This window comes from Pseudomonas sp. 21LCFQ010 (genome assembly GCF_024129905.1).
GTDB lineage: Bacteria > Pseudomonadota > Gammaproteobacteria > Pseudomonadales > Pseudomonadaceae > Aquipseudomonas.
Map to the genome: position 1 here is coordinate 176,629 of NZ_JAMYDZ010000001.1, position 25,024 is coordinate 201,652.

Sequence of the window (25,024 nt, forward strand, 5' to 3'; positions counted from 1 at the left end):
CGCGTGTTCAGCTCATGGAAATGATCGACAGCCCGAGCTTCTGACCGCCATCGTCCTGGTCGGCCAGCCAGACCACTTCGGTTTCAGCTTCCAGGCCTTTGAGGGCTGGGTGGTCAGAGTCGATCCGCACTTTCAATCGGTCACCGACCTGGAACGTGCGGGGCGCCTGTACCTGCATGCCACTGCTGGACAGGTCCAGGCATACGGCTGGAATGATCTGCCCGGCATGGATGATGCTGACGTCGGCATCGACGCGCATACGGATGAAATCCCGCTTTTCGGCATATCCCTGATCGATACGGCTCATGGTTTGTCCTAAGTTTTGGTTGCTGAACTAAGCGTTCTTATAACTCCCGGCGATTTGTGATGTAAAGACGTAAATCAAGCGTGGAAGTTCGCTTGAAACGCCCGGCGGATGGGAGTACCGTCTGCGCCTTGAAGGGCACCTCTGAAGCGTCGGCGTATTGTCGTCCAGAGTGGCTAGAAAGCGAATCCAGTAAGCAGCACCGGCATGTACCGGGCCGCCTACCTCAACCTGATCTGGCGCCGTTTGCCCACATGCCTAAAACCAGTGCAACGCTGCTGATTATCGATGACGACGAGGTCGTGCGTGCGAGTATCGCCGCCTACCTGGAAGACAGTGGTTTCAATGTCCTGCAGGCTATCAATGGCCAGCAGGGTGTCGAGATTTTCGAGCAGGAAAACCCCGACCTGATCATTTGCGATCTGCGCATGCCCCAGATGGGCGGCCTCGAGCTGATCCGCAAGGTCACTGCTAGCTCGCCACAAATGCCGGTGATCGTGGTCTCTGGTGCCGGTGTCATGAGCGACGCCGTCGAGGCTTTGCGCCTGGGCGCTGCCGATTACCTGATCAAACCCCTCGAAGACCTCGCAGTGCTTGAGCACTCGGTGCATCGCGCCCTTGATCGCGCGCGCCTGGAGCAGGAAAACCGGCTCTACCGGGAGAAGCTCGAAACCGCCAATCGCGAGCTTGAAGCGAGCCTGCACCTGTTGCAGGAAGATCAGGATGCCGGTCGGCAAGTGCAGATGAACATGCTGCCAACCAGCCCCTGGTCCACCGAGCAGTTCAGCTTCGCCCACCAGATCATTCCGTCCCTGTATCTGTCGGGTGACTTCGTTGACTATTTTCGGGTCGACGAGCGCCGTGTGGCGTTCTATCTGGCGGACGTCTCGGGTCATGGCGCGTCATCGGCGTTCATTACCGTGCTGCTGAAGTTCATGACCACGCGGTTGCTGTTCGAGTCCAAGCGGGGGGGGACCCTGCCTGAGTTCAAGCCTTCCGATGTGCTGGGGCATATCAATCGCGGGCTGATCAGCTGCAAGCTGGGCAAACACGTAACCATGGTGGGCGGGGTGATTGATGAGCAGGCGGGCACGCTGACCTATTCGGTGGGCGGTCATTTACCGCTGCCGGTATTGTTCAGCGAAGGTCAGGGCCGTTATCTTGAGGGCCGCGGCCTGCCGGTAGGTTTGTTTCAGGAAGCCACCTATCAGGATCACGTCCTGGAGTTACCCGAGGCGTTCAGCCTGACCCTGTTGTCTGATGGCATACTGGATCTGCTGCCCGGTGATACACTCAAGGAGAAAGAAGCTGCCTTGCCAGAGTTGGTCAAGACGGCGGGCGGCAGCCTGGATGGTCTGCGTCAGGTTTTCGAATTGGCTACGCTAGGGGAGATGCCGGATGATATCGCCTTGTTAGTGTTGAGCAGGAATCTTTGATGAGTACCGGTAGAATCCAGTTCGCCGAGCAAGAAGGCACCTTCGTTCTCAAGTTCGTCGGTGAAGTACGTCTGACCTTGTGCTCGGCCTTGGATGCGACGATCGAGCGGATCTTCACCGCGCTGAATTTCTCGGCCATCGTGATCGATCTGACCGAAACGCGCAGCATTGACAGCACCACATTGGGCCTGCTGGCCAAACTCTCGATATTGTCGCGGCAGAAGGTCGGGCTATTGCCAACCCTGGTGACCACCCACGAAGACATCACTCGGCTGCTGCAGTCGATGGGCTTCGATCAGGTGTTCAATATTGTCGATCACCCGGTCCCGTGCCCGGAGTGCCTGACTGACTTGCCCTCCCAGGATCAGGGTGAGGAAGTGGTCAAGGCCAAGGTGCTGGAAGCGCACAAGATTCTGATGGGTCTCAACGAGTCCAATCGTGAAGCGTTTCACGACCTGGTCAATGCCCTGGAGGGGCAGCGCTAGTTTTTGACGGGCGTTAGCTGGCGTTAGCAAAGAAGGGGCGATACCTGCGCAGGTATCGCCCTTTTTTGTATCAGGCCTTTGCCGACAGCAGGGCTTCGAGCTTTTCCTGATCGCGGGCAAACTGACGAATGCCTTCGGCCAGCTTCTCGGTGGCCATTGCATCCTCGTTGGACAGCCAGCGGAATTGTTTCTCGCTCAGGCTCAGACGCTCTTCACCGGCCTGGCCGGGCGCCAGTTGCCGGGTCAGGCTGCCTTGGTCTTCATCCAGCTGTTTGAGCAGCTCGGGACTGATGGTCAGGCGATCACAGCCTGCCAGCTGTTCGATCTGACCGATATTGCGAAAGCTCGCACCCATCACCACCGTGTTGTAGCCATTGGCCTTGTAGTAGTTGTAGATGCGCGTCACTGACTGCACGCCAGGGTCTTGGGCGCCGGTGTAATCCTGCCCTGTGGATTTCTTGTACCAGTCGTAGATACGCCCCACGAACGGCGAAATCAGAAACACTCCGGCTTCGGCGCAGGCCACTGCCTGGGCGAAGGAGAACAGCAGGGTCAGGTTGGTCTGGATACCGTCTTTTTCCAGCTTCTCGGCAGCGCGGATGCCTTCCCAGGTTGAAGCCAGCTTGATCAGGATGCGATCGCGGCCCACGCCTGCCTCTTCATACAGGCCGATCAGGCGCTGACCGCGCTCGATCATGGCTTGGGTGTCGAACGACAGGCGCGCGTCTACTTCTGTGGACACGCGGCCAGGAACGACGTCCAGGATCTTGCGGCCGATGGCCACGGCAAAGCGGTCGCTGGCCAGGCCGATATCACCCTGACTACCGCTGAAGGCCTCGGCCAGCAGCGCAGCATTGCTCTCGTTAGAGGCCGCCTTGAGCAGCAACGAGGGGTTGGTGGTTGCATCCACTGGCTTGAGACGAGCGATGGCGTCGAAATCGCCGGTATCGGCCACAACAGTGGTGAATGCTTTGAGTTGTTCCAGCTTGGAAGTCATGAGTGTGCTCTGTCCTGTGCGATGCGATGACATTACCCGAGCCTAGTCGACCGCTCAAGACGGCCAGGCTAAAACACCCCGTGTGGGTTAGCGGTGATTTTTCATGGCCGCCGGGTATGTGAATTAGGGAAGGCTGAATGAGTTGGAGTGTCATTCAGTGAGCTTGTTCCAAATGATCTGCAGGTGGTTGCCGGGCATCAATCAGCGTCAGTGCCATCCACTCAGTGCGGGCCGAGGCGCAGGTTGAGTTTTTCGGAAGGCCACCATGAAAATGACGGTGTGGGCTGGTAGCAGCCCGGCTGGTTCGGTGGGCTGGCATCGCACCTGACGGTGTAGCCGTTTTCGCCAATCTCTCGTCCGCCTTCGCCAGTGCCTCGTTCGCTGTACGACGAGCAGCCGGCCAGAAGCACTGTCAGTGCCAGGTATCCTGTTTTCATTGCCAATCCCTTTTAACCGAAACGCCGGACGCTAGCACGCCTGGCGGCGGCACGTGCTTGTAGCCACTGATGGTCTCGGGAAGTGATCTGTATTTAATGAAATCACATATCGTGATTGATTGATTTCACGGAAAGTGATTAATTGCATATGGATTTTGCAATTCTGCTGATTGCTCAGCCCCGGTCGAAAAGGGCTTAAGCCAAGGAGCAGCCTTGCATTGCAATCAGATACGACTTTCGATTGGGGACATCACATGAACTACAGCAGCGTATTGAGCGCCGTCATTGCCGCCCTGGCCGCCGAGACCCGGGATAACACCAGCAAGCAGGCGTGGCAAAAACTGTACAACGCCGACGCCACCGGGCAGGCCGATGCCTGCGTGCTGGGCGGTGAGCGCTTTGCCGGTATCGATCCTGCGCAGGTGGGGTGCTGGATGCATGCGCGTCTGCAGGCCCAGTTGGCGCCTTGCCATTGGCGGGTGCTGCAAGCCCGGTATGGCACGCACAAGGCCCGCAAGGTCGAAGCCATCAGCGCGTTGATCGCTCAAGTCAACTGTGCAGCGCCACGGCTGTTTGTCTACAAGGCGGTAACAGCCTGGGCGATTCCGCCGCTCAAGGGGCTCAAGGCCGGCTCTCAAGGTGTGCGGCGTTCCACTGACATCATTGTCTTGCCGGACGGGTTCTACGACATCAGCACCTGGGATACCCAAGGTTTGAGCCGCACCACCTACTGGCGTTGGAAAAAATCTGTGGAAGCCACACTGGATCAGTGGGTGGGTGAGGCTTTGGCACAGGCAGAGACTGTTTTATTGCATGAGGGCATTTTATTTTCAAAAACAGCTTGATTTGTTTGCAACAAAGCAATATTTTTTTCTCCATCATGTGATTACTGCGACCGACAACCCGGTTGTGCAAATCACCAAGACCCGGCCATCGAGCCGGGTTTTTTGCGTCTGCAGGTTCGACCGGGCAACCCGTTGCCCACTTCATTGACATATCTGAACCGGAGGTCCGGACATGGAGTTTCTTCATCGCCTGTTCGACAAGGCCGAATGGGCGTTGGCCGGGCTGATCGGCGCCGTGGTCGCCAGTTGGTGGCACAAGGACGACCTGACCAGCCTGCGCGCCTGGGTCATCTTTCTGGTAACCGGCGTGGCCTGCGCGCTGTATCTCACCGGCATGGTCAGCGACTATCTGGGCGTCACCGAGCCAAACAACGTTGCCGGCGTCGGCTTTTTGCTTGGCAGCTTCGGCGGCGCAGCCATGGCCGCCATCCACCGGGCGATCAAGGCTGCTGACCTGTGGGCACTGATTCGTCAGAAGTTCGGCGGCGGTAACCGCTAAGCCAACACACCCCTTTCATCTGCAACACCCACCCGTACCCGCCTTCGAGCGGGTTTTTTCGTTATATGGAGAGTGAAACATGAGCAAAATGGCCAACGGCTCCGCCGTCGAGACCTACTACATCGAAGAAGTGAGCGGCGCGATTGCGGCCAATCCTGCCTGGAAGCCGATCCGCTTCGTCAGTTCCGGGCTGACCCCGAACATCAACCAGATCGACACCGCCGAAATGAACCAGTCCCGCCAGCGTCCGCCCAGCCGTGGCGGCACCTACAGCGTGGCCGGCGATATCGCGGTGGAGCTGTCCTTCGCCAGCTTCGATGACCTGATCCAGGCTGCGATGCAAGGCACCTGGACCGCCAATGTGCTGAAGATCGGCAAGGCTGAGCGTTCGTTCGCAATTCTGGAGCGCCATACCGACATCGGCGTCGACTACATCTACCGCGGTTGCCGGGTCGGCTCCATGGCGATCAGCTCGCCGCTCAATGCCCCGGTCGGCGTGACTTTCAGCATGCTCGGCACCAAGGCCGAGAAGTTCAGCCTGCCGGCCGGTTCGACTTTCGTGCCGGCCACCGCCAGCGACATCATGATCACCACCAACCTGGCGCTCAAGGAGGGCGGCGTGGACGTGGCCTATGCCACCGAGTGGTCGGTGACCCTGGATAACGGCATGGAAGCGCTGTTCGCCCTGGGCAGCCGTGAGGCGTTCGACATCAGCAATGGCGTGGCGACCGTCACCGGCAGCCTGAGCGCCTATCTGGTCGACGAAGTGCTGTGGGACAAGGTGCTCAACGAAACCTCGACCTCGCACAGCATTGAGTTCGCCGAGGGCAACGACCGTTACACCCTGACCCTGCCCAAGGTGCGCTACACCCAAGGCCAGAAGCAGACCAGCGGCCCCGGCGCGATCATCCCGCAGTACACCGTCAGTGCCGGTTACGACGAAACCGCCGGCACCACCATGAGCATTACCCGCTCGGCCTGACCACCCCCTGACCCTCGGCCCGCCGCTGTGGCGGGCTTCTTTTTTTGGAGAATGACCATGACCAACAAGACCAAGAACGCACCTGTCAAAGCCTTCGCTTTGTCGGACTTCTACACCCTGGCGGCGATCGAGAAGGGCAAAAAACTGCCCCTGACCCTGCCCGATGGCAGCGAAACCGACCAGTTCCTGATCGTCACCAGCGCCGACTCGGCCGCCGCCCGCCGTGTCCTGCTGGAGCTGAGCCGTGAAGGCCGCGACCGCGACGAGAGCAAGCTGTCCAGTGATGAAATCTACGACATCACCCAGGCCGGCACCATCAAGTACCGCAGCGCGCTGGTGATCGGCTGGTCGTTCGAGGCGCCGTTCTCCGCACAGGCGGTCAGTGAATTGCTGACCCAGAACCCTGGCCTGGCTCAGGAAGTCGAGGCCCTGGCAGGTAACCGCTCGCGTTTTTTCGCGCCCGACTCGACAGCCTCCTGAGCCACTGGGAAGCCGACCTGCGCCTTAGTCGGCCGCTCAAGGATTCCGACGCAACCCTGCGCGATCACTTGAACCGGGTCTGGAGCCTCACTGGCCACAAACCCAGAGAACTGCAGATCCCGCCCTTGCCGGCCGGCATGGAATACCTGCCCGGCCTGTTCTGGGAGTGCAAGCGCACCAGCGAACCACTGACCTGGCAGGAACTGCAAGCCTGGTCGCGGCTGATGGACCGCAAACTGGACCCGGAGGAATACCGCGCCTTGATGAAGATGGACGCGATCCAGTGCCGGGTGGCGCATGAGGCATGAGCGGTGATGGACAGGTGAGGGAGGTAAACCCAAAAGCAGGCCCTGCGTATTGGCGGGGCTTTTTTTCGAATGGAGGAAACTATGGCTAATGAAACGCAGTTTCTCGCCACGGTTAGTAAAGTGGTTACCCGATTACAGGGATTGGTGACTGTAACGGAGCGAGCCGGCGCGGCGTTGGGCGCGGTTGGGGCAACCGCCCAGAAAACCGCCTCTGCTACGACGAGTATCGAGGGCCTGACGCAGAAGGTGAACAAAGCGCAGTCTGCCGTGCAGTCGTATACGACCGTTCAGGCGCAGGCGAACAAGGCGGCTGCAAACGTATCGCCTGGTAAGGCGACTGCGGATGGTGCATCAGGGACAAATACGGTCGCCGAATCGACGCAGTTTACAACCTTGATGGATCGCTTGTATCCGGACGGCAAGCGTTCACGTGAATATCAGAGAGACCAGAAGCTGCTCACTGATGCAATCGGGGCGGATTCGGATCAGACCAATACGTATCGCGAAGCGCTGCAACGGCTTTCTGATGAATACGAGCGCAACCAGTTCGCGGCTTCGACCTGGGGGCAGGTGACCAGTGCGTCCGTGGGCTTTATCGAGAAAGCTTTCGCCGACAAATGGAAGTCGATCCTGACCAAGTCGGACGACTTCATGGCCAATCTCAAGCAAAGCTTCAAAGGCTTTCTGGCCGAAATGCTGCATATGGCGATTACCAAGCCGATTATGGTCCGGATCGGTGCGGCGTTGGGTGGTGGCGGGCTGGCGGGACAGGTCTCGGAAATTCTTGGCGGCGGTTCGAGCGGCGGGTTCAACCTTGAGTCGGTCTGGAACACCGTCAGTAGCGCTTATAACGTTACCACCTCTGGTCTGGGGCAAGCCTGGAGTGCCGGCTGGACATCTGGCGACGGATTTATTGGCGGTCTGACAGGCGCTATCAAATCGAGTGGTGCCTACGTTACTTCTGCGGTCAGCAGCCTGTTCTCAAGTACGAGCGGCAGTGTGGTCAATGGGGTTTATCAGATCGGCAGTAGCGCCCCGGTTGCAACGGTCGACTTGATCAGCAACACAGTCACCCAAGGCGGTACTGTGGTCGGCACCGCGTCGGGTGCCACGACTGCTGCTACGTCGGCGCTGTCGGCGTCCAGCGCCGTCATGTACGGCATTGGCGGCGCGATCCAGGGCTATCTGAAGGCGGGCGTAAAAGGTGCCGTGGCGGGGGCTGGCGGTGCGGTGGCTGGGGCCTATGCCGGTGCAGCAATAGGTTCTGCGGTTCCGATCATCGGTAACGTGATCGGCGCGGCTATCGGCGCTGTTCTGGGCGGCATGTTTGGCGCGTCGTTGTTCGGTGGTGACTGGGTTACGAAGGATGAAGGTTTCCAGCTCGGTGTCACAAACGGCGAGCTGGAGTCCCATTCATTCGAGTACCAGAAAAAGAAAGGTGGTCTGTTCAGCAGCAACAAGAAACGCACTCAGCTTTCTGCGATGGATCCTGAACTTCAGGCGGCACTTGATAACACGTACGCGGCGACATTGGGCACGGCTATCGGTCTGTTCGACGCATTGAACGTGACTTTGAACGACGGTGTGCTAGACGGTTTGAGCGTTGCGGCAACGCAGATCAGCACCAGAGACAAGACCGCAGAGCAGATCCAGGAAGAAATCAGCAAGTGGTTCACCACCTTGGGTGACGCTGCGGTGGGCACGATTGCCAATGCGACTGGAGAGGCCAGCCTGGTCGGTTACACCCTCAGCAAACTGACTACGTCCCTCAACGCTCTGATGCAGTTGAACGAGATCCTGGAGAAAACCAATAACGGCATGCTCGACGTGTCGGTGGGGGGGCTGCATCTGGCAGAGCGGCTGGCGGAACTGGGCGGCGGAATGGAGCGGTTCGCCGGCGTCACTGCCGGCTATTACGAGAAATTTGTGCCGGAGGCTGAGCGGGCGGATGACGTTTTGATCGACGTCGGCCGTCAGTTCCGCAGTCTCAGCATCGCATTTCCCGAAACCCGAGACGGTTTCCGTCAGTTGGTGGAGGCAATGGATGTCACCACCACGGCGGGCCAGGACGGCTACGTGGCGCTGATGAACCTGGCGGCCGGGGCCGATGCGGCCTACACGATCCTTGAAAACCGGACGCAGGCAGCCACTCAGGCTGCTGCGGATGCAGCTCTGACGTTGCAAGAACTATTAATGGGCAATGCGAACGCAGCATTCTCGGCTTTGCAGCGATCGATCAACGCTCAGAAAACGTCGATCAACGACATGATCACGACGGCGCGCAGCAATGCGGCAGGCCTCACGTCGGTCAGCAATGCGCTGAGCAGCGCTCTCAAGGCGTTGCGCGGCGACAGCGATTCGGCCGTACGGATGTTACGCAATCAGGCGAAAGCTACTGTCGTTGCTGCGCTCGCGATAGCTCGGGCCGGTGGTTCGTTGAGCAATTTCGAAGGGCTGGAGAACGCACTTTCGGTCATCAGCGACAACGATACATCGCTGTACAGTTCGCTTGAGGACTTCAGCCGGGAGCAGGGGCGCAATGCCAATCTGATCTCTGAACTGAACCGCCTTAACGGCAAGCAGATCAGTTCGTCCGAGAAGACCATCGCGGCGCTTGAAGCCCAGCTGACCGGTCTGGACAAGCAACTCGAATTTGCCCAGCAGCAAATGGACGCGCTGAACGGCGTCGACAATAGCGTCAAATCCGTCGCTGACGCGATCAAGGACATGAACGCGGCAGTGGTCGCCGCGATTGCTTCGATCACGGGAAAGATCTCGCCGCAAAGCGCCGGGGTACTCATCGACTCGATCTACAAGGACAAATTGGGGCGGCCTGCTGACGATGGCGGGAAGGCGTACTGGCAGGACCAGCTTGCGTCCGGAAACCTCAACGCAGGCAACATCACAGGCGCGATCACGAACGCGGCGGCGATTGAGGCTGCGTACAAGGCTGCGGGCATCGCGATGAACGACGGTGCTTCGTACTGGGCTACCCAGCTCACTACCGGGGCGCTTACGGCTGCGCAGCTTCAAGAGGCGGTGCGCAACGCAGCGCTGGCAAACGGACAGTTGCCGAAGTACGCAACCGGCGGGCTGATCTCTGGTCCAGGCACCGGTACCAGCGACAGCATCCTGGCTCGCCTTTCAAACGGCGAGTACGTGATGAGCGCTGATGCCGTTCGCATGTTCGGTACCGGTTTGCTGGATCAGATGAACACAGGACGCCTCGCGACGTTTGCCTCTGACGAAGCGGGACCGATGCTGCAGCTTGCTCGCCCCGCACCAATCTATACGAACTCGAGCCAGATTCAGGGCAGCGGCAACGCTGAGCTGCTGGCTGAGTTTCGTCAACTGCGTCAGGAGAACCGGCAGGCCCAATTCCAGATCGCGAAAAACACCCAGAAGCTGGAAGTCCTGATGCGCAAATGGGACGAGGAAGGCACACCACAAGAGCGAGATTATGTATGAAGCTGATCAAGCCGGTGGATATCACCGAACCCAAGCTCGTCAGCAGCAACGTATCCGAGAACGACTATCCGGCCTGGTCGTCTGCTACGAGGTACGCAATTGGCGCAAGGGTGATCAGCAATCACCGCATCTACGAAGCGCTGGTTGAGAATTCAAATCGGGATCCTGCGACGGACACCTTACAACCGCCGGCCTGGCTGGACACCGGTGCAACCAACCGCTGGCGCATGTTCGACGACAAGCTGGAATCGCTCACGACAAACCCTGGCACGATCACCGTCACGATCAAGCCCGGCGCCGTCGTGAACTCGATAGCGATGTTCAACGTCAGCGGCAAGTCTGTCCTTTTGCAGATGGTCGATGCGGGGGAGGGTGTGGTCTACAGCAAAACGGTAACCCTGGTCGATGCCGGGGTTACCAATTGGTACGACCACTTCTTTCTGCCTGTTGAGCTGCGCACAGACCTGGTGCTGCTCGACTTGCCGGCTTACGGCTCTGCCAACATCGTCGTGACGGTCGACGCCGGCGCGGAACAAGCCGCTGTCGGGCACTTCGTGGTTGGCGCTCAGCAGGAGCTGGGCACCGCGCTGTACGGCACGTCCGTAGGCATCAACGACTACAGCATCAAGAAGGTCGACGACTTCGGCAACACGACAGTCGTACGGCGTTCGTACTCGAACCGGGCAGATTTCGACATCGTTCTGGACACCCCCACGGTTGGCAGGGTGCGCCGACTCCTGGCCGAAATGCGCGCCACGCCCGTGGTGTGGATCGGCGAAGAGAGCTACGAGGCCACCATCCTGTTCGGCTACTACAAGGACTTCACCCTGGTCTTTTCCGGGCCTTCTGTATCGGAAGGCTCCATTTCTGTAGAGGCAATCGTCTAATGGCTATACCAAATATTACCCCCCTTCCGCCTGCGCCGACTCGGGCGGATGGTGCGGCAGATTTTTCCGAAAAGGCTGACGCGTTTGTTGCTGCGCTGCCGCCGTTCGTGCAGCAAACCAATTCCCTGGCAGGTGCGATCAATACCGGGATACTTGAAGCCGGCAAGAGCCAGAACGCGGCGGCGAATTCTGCGACGGCGGCAGCCAACTCCGCGATAGCGGCAGCCAACAGTCTGACGCAGGCGAAGGATGAGGCAGGCAAAGCCGCTCAGCAGGCGGCCAGCGCCCAAACTTACGCAGCCAGCGCCCAATCTGCCGCTGGTGTACCTGCGCTTAAAGGCAAGGCACGCCGGGTACTGAGTGTGAAACCCGACGAGTCAGGAGTCGAGTGGGTCAGTGTCACACGCCAGGTGGGGGAAACGATCTGGTCCGTAACAGATCCAGGCAGCGATTATCTGCCAATGGATGGGGCTCGCTATCCTGTATCGTCGTATCCGCTCTTGGCAGTTGCTATAGGCGACCTGCGTGAATATGGACTGGACTGGACGCAGATCGTCAGTCCTGCCAATCCCACTGCCGGAGTGGCCGTATATGACGTCTGTTGGGCGCGAAACGTCGGGCCATGGTCAACGGATACACCGGCATTGATCGCGGTGGGAGCCAGCGGGCGCATCTGGCGAAGTACTGACTACGGATTGACTTGGACGCAGGCCATCTACGGCAATGCACAGTTCACTGCGGTGGATGCGGATGACTATGGCGTTGTCATTGCCGTAGGTGCCAGTGGCACCATGTACCGCAGCTCGGATTGCGGGGCAACTTTCACTGCGATCATTAGTGGATTCGGAACGGCCACGATAACCAGTATCAGCGCCTATCCGGCATTTGATTGGATTGCCGTAGGCAGCGGCGTCACGCGTTATAGCTCTGATTATGGCGTGACCTGGGTAACGAAGAGCAATACGGTCAGTTCTCCTACAACCGCTGCATATCCGAAGTGGACGAAGCAGGAGCCTCGAAGGATGCGGGTAACGAACCCGACTCGTGGCAGGACCAATCTGACGGCCCTTACTGCGGCCAGCGGCCAGCAGATCTCCCGGGCCGATCTTCGGTGGGAAAACAATGTACTCCTGTCGAATCTGACGGTCCCTAATACGGCGATCGCGGCATTGACTATGAATGACTACTCCTACACGGCTATCGCTGTTGGAGCTGCTGGGTTCATGTTGCGCGGCGAGATGGCAATGACCAATGTCGATGTTCTGACGTCCGCCGGCACGACTATGCCGTTGCAGCTTTATGGCGTTGATTGCGCGTGGGAGAACTTCTGGGTGGTTGTCGGAGCCAGCGGCCTGATCACCATCAGCGAAGATGACGGTTGGACATGGAAAACTGTGCGCAGCAACGTGACCACCCATCTGCAAGGGGTTGCAGTCTGTCCTGACGGAACAATCGTAGCGGTTGGCCTTGGGGGTGTGATCCTGCGTAGCGCGCCCTACAAAGATACGAATAGTAATACCGAGTTCAAGGTGCCCTTCGTGAAACCGAACGGAAAACTCAAGGCCTATATCAAGGCGAAGGAGAGCATGTAATGAAGATCCTCTATCGCTACGATGCCACCAACGGCCTCTATCTGGACTCGTTTCACGTTGAAGACGATGCAGAAGTACCGATTGGTGCGACGGACATTGCGCCGGACTTCGATATGGATTTCGATCCAGAGACTCACTACGCCCGGTTCTATATGACTTTCTGGATGCTATTTGAAAAGAGCCCCGCCGCTCAGCCTGTCGAACCTGCCCCAGTAACCTCGGACATGATCGCCGCCCGCCGCTACGCCGCCGAGACTTTGGGTATCGTGATCGACGGCATGGTCGTGGCCACGGATGACCGCAGCCAAGCCCTGATCACAGGCGCTGCGCTCCAGGCGTTGATCGATCCTGAATACAGCTTGCAGTGGAAGACCGCCGCCGGCTTTGTGCAGCTCACCGGGCAGCAGATCCTGGCGCTGGCCTCGGCAGTGCGTGCTCATGTACAGGCGTGCTTCGACCGCGAGGCTGAACTGCTCGCCGCCTTAGCAGACGGCTCAATCACCATTGATCTATTGGAGCAGGGCTGGCCAGCCTGACGACAAATAAGCCCGGTAACCACCCACCGCCAAAGGCGGTTTTTTTGTGCCTGTAGAAAGCATGTCTTGCTTCCTCGCCAATCTGGCCGCCTCGAACATCGAGTGAGCACCGTCCCGGCTGTTTACTTCATCAGCTTCGCCACTTTGCGTGACGTGCCGAGTTGCTTGGGTGCCGGTGTGAGGTTGCGCAGGTACGCTGCCTAAAACACTACCCAGAGCGGCTTTACCAAGCATCTGTTATCTGGAGATCAATGAATGTCCCATATTCAACTGAGCAACACCGCACGTGCGCCTCCGCGCATACGTGTGCCCAAAAAAGCATCTGCTGGCTGTAATGGTCAAAGCAATCGATCACGCACCCGACTGGCGCTATAGTGGCACTTCTGACGACCCATCTTCATGTGCAGGAGCAGCCCTATCCCCGAACTCGCCAGTCTGTTTGCCTTTGCGCTCATTTGTCTGGGGATGGTGCTGACGCCCGGTCCGAACATGGTCTATATGTTCTGCGTCGCGCTGGGGATCACTGCACTGGTCATGGCTGGCGCCATCGCAGTCTTTCTTGGCGAGCGTCCGCTATGGCAGGTGCTGCAACTCTGGCTGATGGGCACGGTTCTGGCCGGCCTGGCTGTGAGGATGCTGGCAGAGGGGCGGCGCTGAGTGGTGGTGAGCTAACGCTCGGGTATCCTGCAGCTTCCTAAGTGAATATGCAGCTTTCGTCAGGCGTCGCATGCGCTACCTGATCTCGCGTTCTGACGCTCCGACCTTCCACCGGCTCGATAAGGGACTCAGACTTTTTGAGTCAACACTCTTTGCGTCAGATGCCGACGGAAGTCCCTTCTAGTACTGATGAACATCCGGATATAGACAATCCGGTCATCAAACTCATAAATCACTTTCGTCTGTCGTACCAGCCTGAACTTGATATTGGTCACGCCGAATTGCTTCAGCTCTTCAATGTCGGCGCCATGTTCAGGATTGGTCTGAATGTTCCGGAACGCTTCCTTGTACTCCGCATTTACCGTCTCCCAAACGCCATTGCCAAACTGGTCGTTCACGTACCTTTTCACATCCCTGAAGTCGTCCTTGGCACTGTCAAGGATGACGATTTCTCTCACCATGTTCAGTCGTCCATCTCATCCAGAAAAGCATGTGCGTCACTGAACTTGCCTTCCTTGATTTCCTTGCTGCCCAACGCAAGCAGCTTCAGCAGAGCCAGCGTTTCTTGCTGGCTTTCGTACTCGTTGATATCCATGACCACCATCTTGGCTTCGCCATTCTGAGTAATGATGATCGGCTCAGGATTGACGGCGAACTCCTTGACGATTTCGGCGGCGCTGGTCTTCAAATAGGTAATGGGTCTGATGTGGCTGGCCAGGGACATGGTCGATTCCGCCTGCTGTGGGAGGGTTTAGGGCAGAATGCGGCCTGAATTTTGTCCTGTCAAACGTCGGGATGACAGAGAGAACTACCCGTAGCCGATCCAGGATAGGGCGCCGGTCGCGCTTCCGCATCCTGCTCAGTACCGTCACCAACAGTCTGCGTCTGAACGCCGTTGCCTTCTTTGCCGATCCATCCCTGGGCCATGTGCTTGCGATCGAGCGTCTGGCTTTCCTGCTAGGGCCTATTGCCGTTTCAGCGCAGGCCGCGTTGCAGCGCCAAATCGTGTCAGGCGAGGCGAAGGACGCAGGAAATGGTCACTCCCTTTTCAAGTCCTTCAACGACACATGGCGCGATTTGAGGCGCAACCCACAGGGCCTCGGCGCGATTGTGATGAAACGGCGACAGACCCTAGTGGACTTAGCTATTTTTTTAGCAATGTGTCCTGATACGCCAGCTATCAGCTTTGGTCGTGCCTCATTTTTAAGTTGTGATTTATACGTCAGGGACGTATGATCTTTGGCTATGTTGACGATAATCGAATCACCTCTGTTCACCAAGCTTTGGCCAGATTACTGGACCGAAGAAGAGCGTGGCGCCTTCATGTCTTTCTTGGCGAACAATCCTGACTCGGGTGCGGTTGTGCCAGGATCAGACGGGTGTCGCAAGATCCGGTGGAACATGGACGGTCGCGGCAAGAGCGGTGCTGTGAGGGTGATCTACACCGCTCAGCTTACAAGCGGTGCTCTGGTTACGTTGCTGATCTACGGCAAGGGCGCCACTGAGAACATTCCAGCGCATATTCTGCGCAAGATCGCAAAGGAGCTGAATCATGGTCCTGACTGAAAAAGAACTGCTTGAGCGTGATGCCAAGCGCAATATCGGCGAAGAGCTTCTGTCCGCGATTTTGGACGTCAAAGCAGGGCGCCACGGCGATGTGCATCAGGTCGAGTTGACCGAGGCTGCTGAAGCGCGGGGCAAGACCGGATTGTCACAACCGAAATTTGCTCAGTTGCTAGGTGTATCTGTCCGGACACTGCAGGAGTGGGAGCAAGGCCGACGCGCTCCCTCTGGAGCAGCTCGATCGCTGTTGCATATCGCGGCGCTGCGGCCGGATGTGTTCAGGGATGTGTTGATGGCTCAGCCATGAAAACCAAGCTCCTGTTCTGAGTTAGAAGGGAATACATGAGCATGGTAGCTTCTCCTATCGTTTCCGAACTCGAAACCCAAGAGCAGCTCGATAGTTACGAATGCTGGTTCCGCGCCAAAGTAGAGGCGTCTTTGGCGCAACCTGGCTTAGGGGGGCTTACGATTCAGTTATGGCCCATATGGATGTGATCATTGAGACTGCCCATGCGAAATTTGGGTCAACTGATGCTGATGGTTGTCTGGATCAATCAACCCCTGATTAAAACATCGCCAGTTTCAGTAGTCGCATAACTTATATTTTGGCTCTGAGCTTAAGAATTCTTGGCGGCATGAGGGATATTTACAGTGATCGTTACCGCTGCCGCCTTCATCCACAAGATCTAAGCACCGGCCCCGAGCAATCGGGGCCACCGCCCGGCGGGATTTGAGATTTTAGCGGTTTCTAGCAAAAGTATACGTATAGGGCGACGCAGCAGGCACGACCCGCCACCCAGTGAGGAAGACCATGAGCCACGATCAAGTCATCAAGCAGATGCGCGCAGATCTTGAGCAGTTGGGCAATGAAGTCCGCAACGGCACCCAGCATCAGACCCGCAATATGCTAATTTCAGCCGGCTCCGGCGCAGTGTTCGCGCTGGCCGTATTCTGGATCGCGACCCGATTCATCGCCTGACCGCCCAGCCCCGGTTAGTGCCGGGGCTTTCGGATATTCCCATGAAACGTATAAAGCATTACGACCCGCCGTCTGCGGGTGATTTGGCGCGCCTGAAAGACGATCTTGGTTTCACCAGCCCTCAGATGGCTGACCTTTCCGGGCTGGCTCAAGGCGCGCAATGGCGCAAGTACACAGGCGGTGCTGAGCCGCGCGCACTGGGCATGCACATGCACTTCTACATGGCGGCGCTGCTGACCCTGGATGAAGACAGCCTGGCGCGCGTGGTTGAGTGCATGCGTGAGCAGGGTGCCGAGGTAGATTTGGGGCCGCTGCCCGCTGGCCCGCAGTAGTGGCTTGGCCTGCCAGTCACAAACCTGCAAGGCTCCTGTTGCCCATTCATATCTGGAGCCTCCCTCCGCGACCTGTACCAATCAGTTGTGGGCCGTGAAGTGCAACTGAAGCGGCCTTGCTGACCATCACACCTTGTCGAGCCATTCCCATCCAGCATAAGGATCGGATCGCCCTCTGAGGTGCGTATACCGCCGCAGCGAGTTCCAGTCACGGTGCCCTGACACACTCGACACCCGTGGTATGTCCCAGTCCATTTCAAACAGCCGACTCACCCCGTCATGGCGCAGGTCGTGGAAGCACAAGTCTTCGATGGCCAGCATGTAACAGGCTCTGGTGAAGGATGCGGATATCGAGCGGTGGTTGTAGGGAAAGATCTGCTCGGCCACTTTTGGCATACGCTGCAGCATCTGCCAGGCCTCATCAGGCAGGTGGCACCACACGTTGTTGCCGATCTTCTGCCTAGGGTTTTTCATGTCCCTGACCAGCACCGATTGTCGGGTGTGATCGAGGTCACTCCAGCGGATCCGGGTGATTTCTTCCTGGCGGCGGGTCAACGGCATAACCCCAAGCGGGCTTGGCCACTGACAACACAGCGCCCAGATGCGCCAGGTCGTTACCCACGGTTTGTGCCTGGACGCCGCCGCCTTCTTTGCTGAACCGCCATTGAGCGTACTCGACCAGGTTCTGACTGGTGAGCTTGGTGTCCAGAACTTCACCCAGCCAGGTCTTGCCAATGGCGTTCAACGTGGCTCGTTTGGTCTTGCCCAGCGGGCGAAGGATTTCGTACTCGACCAGGTAGCGATCGATCATCTGGCCGATGGTCGCTCCTTTATGATTGGCGCGGTCGATGGCGCCGGGTTGGGCCAACTCGGTCTCTCGTCGTTTGAGCCATGCCTGGGCCATCTGCTTGCGGTCGAACGTCTGGCTTTCCTGATAGACTATGCGCCCTTCGCGGTTAACCCTTATCTGGGCGGCATAATCGATCGATTCGTCCTTACGCTTGCGTGATGTGATCGTTCCAATGGTTTCCTTGCTACATGAGGTTTTTGCGTTGCTACATCATTACGGTGATGCTCAATAAACCGACCAAAACGCCCGATTTCCGCTCCAAATTTGACGATGAATATGCAACCGAATATTGCCTCAAACCCCCGCTCCATAAGGCCCGACCCCTCCCGCCGCTTCTCCGTGGCGCCGATGATGGATTGGACAGATCGCCATTGCCGTTACTTCCTGCGTCTGCTCTCCAAACACACCTTGCTCTACACCGAAATGGTCACTACCGGCGCGGTGTTGTTCGGTGATCGCGAGCGGTTTCTCGGTCATCACGAATCCGAGCACCCGCTGGCCCTGCAACTGGGCGGCAGCAATCCGGCGGATCTGGCGGCTTGTGCGCGTCTGGCCGAAGAGGCCGGGTATGACGAGGTCAACCTGAACGTCGGTTGCCCCAGCGACCGGGTGCAGAACAACATGATCGGCGCTTGCCTGATGGGCCATCCGGCACTGGTCAGTGATTGCGTGAAGGCCATGCAGGATGCCGTGGCGATTCCGGTCACGGTCAAGCATCGGATCGGTATTAATGGTCGTGACAGCTATGAGCAACTGTGCGATTTCGTCGGCCAGGTGCGTGAGGCGGGGTGCCGCAGTTTTACCGTGCATGCGCGGATTGCGATTCTCGAAGGGCTGTCGCCCAAGGAGAACCGCGAGGTTCCGCCGCTGCGCTACGACGTGGCTGCGCAATTGAAGACTGATTTTCCAGACCTGGAAATCATCCTCAATGGCGGTATCAAAACTCTGGAAGACTGCCATGCGCACTTGCAGACCTTTGACGGCGTGATGCTGGGGCGTGAGGCTTACCATAACCCTTATCTGCTGGCCGAGGTCGATAGCCAGCTGTTTGGTGTGCAGCAGCCGCCCATCAGCCGTGCCGAGGCCATGGCGGCGTTGCGCCCTTATGTGGTCGATTATCTTGGGCGCGGTGGCAACATGCACCATATCACCCGCCACATCCTGGGCCTGGCGGTGGGTTTTCCGGGGGCGCGGCGCTTCCGGCAGATTCTCTCTACCGATATCCAGAAAGCCGAACAGCCACTGGCGCTGTTTGATCAGGCGGCGCAGATTCTGGAAGGGCGTTAACCATGTAAGCCCGGTGTCGTCTTGTTGAGGCGGCACCGGGAAAACCGATTTACGCGCATTCACCAGTCGCTCATTTAATACCACCCCTTAAGCTCGCTTGGCTCAGGATTCCATCCCTGCCTGAGTGTGCCCGGTCATCAAGTGGGGCGGGGCGGTAATCACTATATTTCACCCGCTGTTGTCCTGGATCAAGGCGGCGCCGAAACGCACTGGCTGCTGCTCGGGCATGGGGCTATGTTCAATACATACCCACTTGCAGGAGAGCAGTCATGCACAAGGTTCTGGTTCCTTTCGATGGTTCGGCTCACGCCCGGCATGCGCTGGACTATGTGATCAATCTGGCAGGCCAGGTCGCCCGGCCGCTGGAAGTCCATGTGCTCAACGTTCAGTCCAGCCCGATGGCTTATGGCGATTATCTTGCGCCGGACATGATCGAAGGTGTGCGGGCCGGTTTGATCAATGAGGCCATGGGCGTGCTGAACAAAGCCAGTGCGCAGCTTAATGCCAGCGGCATCGCCCATGAGGTTCATGTCGATATGGGCAATGTCGCCGAGCAGATTGCCGATGCGGTCAAGAAGCTCGGGTGTGACACTGTGGTGATGGGCACTCGTGGGCTGGGCAGCTTCGGCGGTTTGCTGTTGGGCTCGGTGGCCAACCGGGTGATCCATGATGTCTCGGTCCCGGTGGTACTGATCAAGTAGTCATTGCGCTCACTGCTGCACCGGCGTGCTGCGCGGGTGCAGCAGTTCGATGTTTTCTGCTGGTATCAACTGGCGCAGGGTTTTGTACAGCGCCCGGGTTTCCAGCAGGTTCCAGATCCGCAGCATGGTTTCCAGGGCATCGAGCGGTTTACTGATGAAGTCCCGGGCGCCGAGGGCCAGGGCGCGCAAGCGTGTATCGCGGGTCGCATCGGCGGTCAGGACCAGAATCGGCAGGTAGTGATTGGCCGGAATGCGCCGATTCAGCTGTTCCAGCACCGCGAAGCCGTCGAACTCCGGCATGTGCAGGTCGAGTATCACCAGGTCGGGCTCAAAACTGTTGAACAGGTCCAGGGTACGAAGCGGTTCGGTGCTGCTCAGCACGTTGCGCAGGCCTTCACGCGCGAGTAACTGTTCCATCAGATCGAGGTTGGGACGTTGATCGTCGATGATCAGAATTCGGAAATCTCCGTTCATGCAGGCTCCGGTAGATGCAGGTCCAGGTGATCGAGAAACGCCGGGATGTGCAGCGGCTTGGTGAGAATCGCGCTGGCACCGGCGGCACGCAAGGCGCTTTGGGTCAGGTCGCTGGCATCAGCGGTCATCATCAGCACCGGCACATTGGCCGTGGCCGCCGACTGGCGCAGCCGCTGCAGCACTTCCAGGCCCTGCAGGTCAGGCAGGTTAACGTCCAGCAGGATCAGGTCCGGTGCATGCTGGCGTGCCAGGTCCAGGCCCAACTGGCCGAGCATGCTCGACAGCAACTGGATGCCGGGGCGGCGTTGCAGCAGGGTTTCGATCAACGCCATGCTCGACAGATTGTCTTCAATGCACAGTACCTTGCCGCGCACCGTTGCGGCAGTCGGTGTCGGTATTTCCTGGCGCAGGGCGGGCGGTTGTTCAATGGCTCGCTGTGGCGCTATCTGAGCGGCGGGCAGTTGCACAATGAAGCTGCAACCCTGGCCTGGCCGGTTGTTCACCAGCAAATCGCCTTGCATGGCTTGCAGCAGATTACGACTCAGCGCCAGACCCAGGCCGGTACCTTCTACATTAGGGTCGTTGCCCAGGCGTTCGAAGGGTTTGAACAGGCGATCCAGCCGCTCGACAGGGATACCCGTGCCGGTGTCGTGGACGGTTATCGTCATGCAGCCGGGTTGTTGCGCCACCGTGATCCACACCCGCCCGGCGCTGCGGTTGTACTTGATGGCATTGGACAACAGGTTGAGCAGCACCTGAATCAAGCGCTGCCGGTCCGCCGTCACTCCCCAGTCCCGAGGCAGCGCCGGTGGCTCGCTCAGCTCGATCCCGGCGTCGCTTGCCATGGGCCAGACCAGGCTCAGGGCTTCCTGCAACACCTCGGTCAGGGCGACGGGTTCAGGGTTGAAGGGCAGGCGTCCGGCTTCGATGCGGGCGATGTCGAGAATCTCGTTGATCAGGGTCAGCAGATGCTGGCCGGCACGCAGGATATGCCCGACCTGAGCGCGGTGTGCAGGGCTGGCATCCATGTCCAGCAGTTGCGCGAACCCAAGGATCGAGTTGAGTGGCGTGCGCAGCTCATGGCTCATCCGCGATAAAAACTCGCTTTTGGCCCGGCTGGCACTTTCTGCTTCCTCACGGGCCGTGCGCAGGGCAATTTCAGCGCTGCGCCGGTCGGTGATGTCGCGGGTGATCTTTGAGAAACCGCGCAGCACACCGCTGGCGTCATACTGTGCGGTGATCACCACGCTGGCCCAGAAACGGCTGCCGTCCTGGCGGCAGCGCCAGCCTTCTTCCATGTAGTGGCCCTGGCGGGTGGCTTCGTTCAAGGCCATGGCCGGGTGATGCGGACGCTCCTCGGGCAGATAGAACAGCGAGAAGTGGCGACCGAGAATTTCCTGCTCGGTATAGCCCTTGATGCGCTCGGCGCCGGCGTTCCAGCTGGTGACCCGGCCTTTGGTGTCCAGCGCGAAGATTCCGTAGTCCTTGACCCCGTCGATGATCAGGCGCAAGCGTTCTTCATTGTCACGCAAGGCGCGTTCACGCTCGGCCAGTAACTGCCCGGCTTCCACCAGGCGGCTACCCAACTGGCCAATTTCATCGTTTTCAGGGGGCTGCGGATGCAGCGGTTGGCCGAGCGCCAGGCGCTGGGCATTGCCTTGAACCTGCTGGACCCGGGTGACGATGCCGCGCGACAGCAACAGCACCGCGACAATCGCGCCGAACAGGCCACAGCCGGCCGCCAGCAACGTCGACAGCAACAGCCGTTGGCGGGTGGCAGCCGCGTCGGCGGTGCGCTCGTCGAGCAGGGTGTCCTCGCGGGTACGCATCAGACTGATGCGTTCGCGCAGCTCGTCGAGGATGTGCTTGTTCTCAACCAGAATGGCGGCAACGGCCTGGCCGTCGGCATCGTTGAGAGTGCGCAGCAAGGCCAGGCCCTCCACCTTGGTCTGGATCAGCGGCTCGATGGCTTCAAGGTGGGCGCGGATCTGCGCATCGCGCACGTTCTGATCGAGCCGATGCAAGGCGGCGTCTATCAGCGCTTCGGCGCGCAGGTAAACCGGCAGAAAGTCTTCGCGGCGGGTCAGCAGGTAGCCGCGTACGCTGGCGGCGGCTTCGGCCAGTTGGGTGTGCACGGTCTGGATATCGCCCTGCACCAGCAGCACCCGGCGTACGTCTTCTTCGGCGCGGGCGGTCTGGCGTTCGGTGGTGTAGATCAGCACCAGTGAACAGAGCAGCAGCACCAGCGGCAGGGAAATCGCCACCAGCGCCTTGCCGCGCAAGGGCAGGTCGGCCCAGCGACTGGCCGGGCTCTGTTTGGCCGCAGCAGGCGGTTTTATGTCCATTGGCTGGGCACCAGGCCGAGCGCGACACCGCGCACCGCCGCTTGGGTGCGGTCAGCCGCACCGAGTTTGCCGATCACCCGCTCGACGTGGGCTTTGGCCGTGCCGGTGGTGATGCCCAGGCGTTCGCCGATTTCCCGGTTGCTGCAGCCACCGGCCACCAGTTCAAGCACCTGACGCTCACGGGCGGTGAGGGTTTCGAGCGTCGGAGCGGCCTGTGCGCCGCGCTCGGCCATGCGCCGCAACAAACGGGCGCTGACCGCCCCATTGAGGGCCTCTTCACCACGGGCGACCCGCTGCAGGCTGGCAATCACCTCATCACGGCTGGCGTCCTTGAGCAGATACCCCACTGCGCCGGCAGTAATCGCCGCTTCAAGATGATCAATGCTGTCGTCCATGGTGAAAATCACCACCTTCAGCGCAGGCATGCGTTGTTGCAGCAGGCGCGCTGCCCCCAATCCATTGAGCACCGGCATGCGGATGTCGAGGATGGCAATGTCTGGTTGCAAGGCTTCGCACAGGGCTACGGCCTGCTGGCCATCACTGGCCTGGCCCACCACATCAAACTCCGGATGCCCGGCCAGCAGCGCGACGAAACCGGTGCGGGTGACTTCGTGGTCGTCGGCCAGGACCAGGCGCAGGGGTGCAGTCATGAGTTTGCCTTGTTGTGATGGGTTAACGGAACAATGGCGCGTAATCGGGTGCCGCCCGCCGGGCGACTGGTACAGCTGAAGCGCCCGCCCAGCAGGCCGGCGCGCTCCTGCATGGCCACCAGGCCCAGCGACTGACCGCTCGCTGGCAGGTTGCTGTCGAAGCCACGACCGTCGTCTTCAAGCAGCAGTGCGACATGGCTCTGGTGCAGCTCCAGCTCCAGTTTGACGTTGGCGGCCCCGGCGTGCTTGAGGATATTGTTGATGCCTTCCTGGGCAATCCGAAACAGCGCGATCTCTACATGGCTGGGCAGGCGCGAAAGTGAGCGGGAGAACCAGTGCACGGTGATGCCGGCCTCGCGCAGCCGGTCGACTTCCTTGTCCACCGCCTGGAACAGGCCGAAGTCGTCCAGCACGCTGGGGCGCAGGCCGCCAATCAGGCGCCGGCCTTCGCCCACGCAATGCTGGGCCAGATCGAGAATGGCCTGCAGATCGTCGTCCAGCGGCGCGTTCAGCGGTGGGCAGCGCCCGGCAAAACCTTGCAGGCGCTGATGCAGACCGGCCAGGGTCTGGGCCAGGCCGTCGTGCAGGTCATAGGCGACCCGCTTGCGTTCATCCTCCTGGGCACTGAACAGCCGATTAACCAGCTCGGACATGCTGCGTTCGCGCACGATCAGCGTCTGCAGCAAGCGGCTGTTCTCCAGATGCGCAGCCAGCAAGGTGGCCAGCAGGTGCAGCGATTCGATGTCTTCGCTGTCGGGGGCGCCAATCGGTACGCTGTTGGCCAGCAACAGCATGCCGAACGGGCGGTCATCGGCGCCGCGCAACGGCAGGCACAGGACGTTGGGCAGGGCACTGTCGAGTCGCTCCAGCCAGCGCGGTTCCTTGGCTGAAGTATCGGCCTGGCCGGCCAGTTCGCTCAGCTGTTCCTGATTGCCCACGCTGGCAGTGGGTTGCACGGCCTCTTCAACATCCCATTCCAGCAACAGGCCGTGATCCATGGCGACAAACGCACAGGCGCGCTGGACCACTTGCTGGCGCATGGCCTGCGGAGCCAGCCGGGTCAGCTCCCTGCCGGTGTCGACCAGCAGGCGCAATCGTGCGGCGCGGCTTTGTGACTGGCGATACTGGGTACGGATTGCCAGGGCGCTGGCGGGGTCATGGGCTGAACTGTGCATGCAGAAGGCTCCGGAGGGGCGCCCGCCCGGGCGCCAGAGTGCTATTAGAACCCGGCTGGCAGGGTATTGCCCATCTGCCGAATGGCATAGGCAAATAACCCCGGTTGGCCGATGGCTGGCTCAGCGCGGCGCGGCAAAGTACAGCCCATACCAACCCGCAGGAATCACCGCGATGAAACTGAAAACTACTGTTCTGGCTCTGACCCTCGCCCTTGGCGCACCCTGGGTGTCTGCCGCTGACCCGATTGCTCCTTATGTGTACCGTACGGTGGCCGAGTTGCCGAGCAATGCCAAAGAGCGTGAGATCGCCAGCCTGTTCGATCAGTGGAACGCGGCCTTGAAGACCGGCAGCGCCCAGCAGGTGGTCAGCCTGTATGCCCCGGATGCGGTGTTGCAGCCGACCGTGTCCAACCAGGTGCGCAATACCCCGGCGCTGATCACTGACTACTTCGAGCACTTTCTGGCGCTCAAGCCGGTCGGCCGTATCAACTATCGGGAAGTGCGCCAACTGGGTAATGATGCGGCGATGGACAGCGGGGTCTACACCTTCACCCTGACCGACGCCAACGGCAAGACCCGTGACGTGCAGGCTCGCTACACCTTCCTGTACGAAAAAGTCGGCGGCCAGTGGAAGATCCTCAACCACCACTCATCGGCCATGCCGGAGCCGCAGCCAGTGATGCACGCCAGCAAGTAAGGCAAAAAAACGGGCGGTTCGTACAGCGAACCGCCCGTTGGCTTTTCAGTGCAGCGAT

29 protein-coding genes and 2 pseudogenes are annotated in these 25,024 nt (G+C 59.4%); 21 read left to right on the forward strand and 10 right to left on the reverse strand.

The genetic code is table 11. The features are described from left to right. Positions 1–7: 7 nt before the first annotated feature. Positions 8–307 carry a PilZ domain-containing protein gene (locus tag NJC38_RS00840; RefSeq protein ID WP_045490035.1) on the reverse strand — a complete coding sequence of 100 codons (300 nt, stop codon included), beginning with the start codon at positions 305–307 and terminating at the stop codon, positions 8–10. A gap of 251 nt (positions 308–558) precedes the next feature. Between NJC38_RS00840 and rssB the strand changes: the two genes are divergently transcribed. Both rssB and rssC read left to right on the forward strand, forming a co-directional pair. Beyond that, entirely contained in the window at positions 559–1,740 is a 1,182-nt protein-coding gene (gene rssB / locus NJC38_RS00845) for a two-component system response regulator RssB (RefSeq protein WP_045490037.1), read from the forward strand. Further along, positions 1,740–2,225, forward strand: coding sequence for an anti-sigma factor antagonist RssC (rssC, locus tag NJC38_RS00850; RefSeq protein ID WP_045490038.1), 486 nt, complete (start codon positions 1,740–1,742; stop codon positions 2,223–2,225). The genes rssB and rssC overlap by 1 nt, the downstream gene beginning before the upstream one ends. A gap of 70 nt (positions 2,226–2,295) precedes the next feature. Here the strand turns inward: rssC and tal are convergent, their stop codons facing one another. Continuing rightward, positions 2,296–3,222, reverse strand: coding sequence for a transaldolase (gene tal, locus NJC38_RS00855; RefSeq protein ID WP_253110403.1), 927 nt, complete (start codon positions 3,220–3,222; stop codon positions 2,296–2,298). 221 nt (positions 3,223–3,443) lie between these two features. Further along, positions 3,444–3,659, reverse strand: coding sequence for a hypothetical protein (locus NJC38_RS00860; protein ID WP_253110406.1), 216 nt, complete (start codon positions 3,657–3,659; stop codon positions 3,444–3,446). Positions 3,660–3,913: 254 nt separating this feature from the next. Between NJC38_RS00860 and NJC38_RS00865 the strand changes: the two genes are divergently transcribed. From NJC38_RS00865 to NJC38_RS00910, 10 genes are all read left to right on the forward strand, one after another. Continuing rightward, on the forward strand, positions 3,914–4,504 hold the full coding sequence (locus NJC38_RS00865; RefSeq protein WP_253110409.1) for a hypothetical protein: 591 nt from the start codon (positions 3,914–3,916) through the stop codon (positions 4,502–4,504). A gap of 172 nt (positions 4,505–4,676) precedes the next feature. After that, a complete protein-coding gene (locus tag NJC38_RS00870; RefSeq protein WP_253110412.1) occupies positions 4,677–5,003 on the forward strand; it encodes an MFS transporter in 327 nt (108 codons plus the stop codon). Between the two features lie 79 nt (positions 5,004–5,082). After that, positions 5,083–5,985 carry a phage tail tube protein gene (locus tag NJC38_RS00875; protein ID WP_253110414.1) on the forward strand — a complete coding sequence of 301 codons (903 nt, stop codon included), beginning with the start codon at positions 5,083–5,085 and terminating at the stop codon, positions 5,983–5,985. Positions 5,986–6,042: 57 nt separating this feature from the next. Then, positions 6,043–6,465: a phage tail assembly chaperone gene (locus NJC38_RS00880; RefSeq protein WP_253110417.1), complete on the forward strand. Its 423-nt coding sequence runs from the start codon at positions 6,043–6,045 to the stop codon at positions 6,463–6,465. Between the two features lie 68 nt (positions 6,466–6,533). After that, positions 6,534–6,773 carry a hypothetical protein gene (locus NJC38_RS00885; protein ID WP_253110420.1) on the forward strand — a complete coding sequence of 80 codons (240 nt, stop codon included), beginning with the start codon at positions 6,534–6,536 and terminating at the stop codon, positions 6,771–6,773. An 81-nt stretch (positions 6,774–6,854) separates the two neighbouring features. Continuing rightward, complete coding sequence (locus tag NJC38_RS00890; protein ID WP_253110422.1) at positions 6,855–10,241, forward strand: hypothetical protein; 3,387 nt, start codon at positions 6,855–6,857, stop codon at positions 10,239–10,241. Further along, entirely contained in the window at positions 10,238–11,128 is an 891-nt protein-coding gene (locus NJC38_RS00895; protein ID WP_253110423.1) for a hypothetical protein, read from the forward strand. The genes NJC38_RS00890 and NJC38_RS00895 overlap by 4 nt, the downstream gene beginning before the upstream one ends. Then, entirely contained in the window at positions 11,128–12,720 is a 1,593-nt protein-coding gene (locus NJC38_RS00900; protein ID WP_253110425.1) for a hypothetical protein, read from the forward strand. Before NJC38_RS00895 ends, NJC38_RS00900 begins: the two co-directional genes overlap by 1 nt. Next, positions 12,720–13,256, forward strand: coding sequence for a DUF4376 domain-containing protein (locus NJC38_RS00905; protein WP_253110427.1), 537 nt, complete (start codon positions 12,720–12,722; stop codon positions 13,254–13,256). Before NJC38_RS00900 ends, NJC38_RS00905 begins: the two co-directional genes overlap by 1 nt. Positions 13,257–13,673: 417 nt before the next feature. Then, on the forward strand, positions 13,674–13,913 hold the full coding sequence (locus NJC38_RS00910; RefSeq protein WP_253111356.1) for a hypothetical protein: 240 nt from the start codon (positions 13,674–13,676) through the stop codon (positions 13,911–13,913). Between the two features lie 128 nt (positions 13,914–14,041). On the opposite strand, the gene NJC38_RS00915 is transcribed toward NJC38_RS00910, so the two are convergent. Beyond that, a complete protein-coding gene (locus tag NJC38_RS00915; protein WP_253110429.1) occupies positions 14,042–14,374 on the reverse strand; it encodes a type II toxin-antitoxin system RelE/ParE family toxin in 333 nt (110 codons plus the stop codon). 2 nt (positions 14,375–14,376) lie between these two features. Continuing rightward, the gene (locus tag NJC38_RS00920) at positions 14,377–14,637 is read right to left on the reverse strand and encodes a type II toxin-antitoxin system Phd/YefM family antitoxin (protein WP_045490591.1); all 261 of its coding nucleotides are present in this window, start codon (positions 14,635–14,637) and stop codon (positions 14,377–14,379) included. A 71-nt stretch (positions 14,638–14,708) separates the two neighbouring features. On the opposite strand from NJC38_RS00920, the gene NJC38_RS00925 reads away from it, so the two are divergent. The 6 genes and pseudogenes from NJC38_RS00925 (at position 14,709) to NJC38_RS00950 (ending at position 16,787) form a co-directional block, all read left to right on the forward strand. Beyond that, a complete protein-coding gene (locus tag NJC38_RS00925; protein ID WP_253110431.1) occupies positions 14,709–15,149 on the forward strand; it encodes a hypothetical protein in 441 nt (146 codons plus the stop codon). Between the two features lie 9 nt (positions 15,150–15,158). After that, a complete protein-coding gene (locus NJC38_RS00930; protein ID WP_253110433.1) occupies positions 15,159–15,479 on the forward strand; it encodes a transcriptional regulator in 321 nt (106 codons plus the stop codon). Further along, positions 15,466–15,783, forward strand: coding sequence for a helix-turn-helix domain-containing protein (locus NJC38_RS00935; RefSeq protein WP_253110435.1), 318 nt, complete (start codon positions 15,466–15,468; stop codon positions 15,781–15,783). Before NJC38_RS00930 ends, NJC38_RS00935 begins: the two co-directional genes overlap by 14 nt. A 35-nt stretch (positions 15,784–15,818) precedes the next feature. Then, positions 15,819–16,045: pseudogene (locus NJC38_RS00940) on the forward strand (stability determinant). Between the two features lie 242 nt (positions 16,046–16,287). Next, positions 16,288–16,455 (forward strand): hypothetical protein, encoded by a 168-nt coding sequence (locus NJC38_RS00945; protein ID WP_253110438.1) that lies wholly within the window; start codon positions 16,288–16,290, stop codon positions 16,453–16,455. Between the two features lie 41 nt (positions 16,456–16,496). Beyond that, complete coding sequence (locus NJC38_RS00950; protein WP_253110439.1) at positions 16,497–16,787, forward strand: XRE family transcriptional regulator; 291 nt, start codon at positions 16,497–16,499, stop codon at positions 16,785–16,787. A 126-nt stretch (positions 16,788–16,913) separates the two neighbouring features. Here NJC38_RS00950 and NJC38_RS00955 read toward each other — a convergent pair. Next, a pseudogene (locus NJC38_RS00955) lies at positions 16,914–17,811 on the reverse strand (tyrosine-type recombinase/integrase). Between the two features lie 96 nt (positions 17,812–17,907). Between NJC38_RS00955 and dusA the strand changes: the two are divergent. Together dusA and NJC38_RS00965 are read left to right on the forward strand one after the other, a co-directional pair. Continuing rightward, positions 17,908–18,924, forward strand: a complete 1,017-nt coding sequence (dusA, locus tag NJC38_RS00960) for a tRNA dihydrouridine(20/20a) synthase DusA (protein WP_253110441.1) — start codon at positions 17,908–17,910, stop codon at positions 18,922–18,924. Positions 18,925–19,193: 269 nt separating this feature from the next. Beyond that, on the forward strand, positions 19,194–19,625 hold the full coding sequence (locus tag NJC38_RS00965; RefSeq protein ID WP_253110443.1) for a universal stress protein: 432 nt from the start codon (positions 19,194–19,196) through the stop codon (positions 19,623–19,625). A 9-nt stretch (positions 19,626–19,634) separates the two neighbouring features. Here the strand turns inward: NJC38_RS00965 and NJC38_RS00970 are convergent, their stop codons facing one another. The 4 genes from NJC38_RS00970 to NJC38_RS00985 are packed head-to-tail and all read right to left on the reverse strand — an operon-like array spanning position 19,635 to position 24,269. Continuing rightward, positions 19,635–20,099 carry a response regulator gene (locus NJC38_RS00970; protein WP_045490050.1) on the reverse strand — a complete coding sequence of 155 codons (465 nt, stop codon included), beginning with the start codon at positions 20,097–20,099 and terminating at the stop codon, positions 19,635–19,637. Further along, positions 20,096–22,444 (reverse strand): ATP-binding protein, encoded by a 2,349-nt coding sequence (locus NJC38_RS00975; protein ID WP_253110445.1) that lies wholly within the window; start codon positions 22,442–22,444, stop codon positions 20,096–20,098. The genes NJC38_RS00970 and NJC38_RS00975 overlap by 4 nt, the downstream gene beginning before the upstream one ends. Further along, positions 22,435–23,094, reverse strand: coding sequence for a response regulator transcription factor (locus tag NJC38_RS00980; protein ID WP_045490053.1), 660 nt, complete (start codon positions 23,092–23,094; stop codon positions 22,435–22,437). Before NJC38_RS00980 ends, NJC38_RS00975 begins: the two co-directional genes overlap by 10 nt. Continuing rightward, on the reverse strand, positions 23,091–24,269 hold the full coding sequence (locus NJC38_RS00985) for a sensor histidine kinase (RefSeq protein ID WP_253110447.1): 1,179 nt from the start codon (positions 24,267–24,269) through the stop codon (positions 23,091–23,093). The genes NJC38_RS00980 and NJC38_RS00985 overlap by 4 nt, the downstream gene beginning before the upstream one ends. A 172-nt stretch (positions 24,270–24,441) precedes the next feature. On the opposite strand from NJC38_RS00985, the gene NJC38_RS00990 reads away from it, so the two are divergent. Further along, complete coding sequence (locus NJC38_RS00990; RefSeq protein WP_045490055.1) at positions 24,442–24,966, forward strand: SgcJ/EcaC family oxidoreductase; 525 nt, start codon at positions 24,442–24,444, stop codon at positions 24,964–24,966. Positions 24,967–25,024 lie beyond the last annotated feature (58 nt).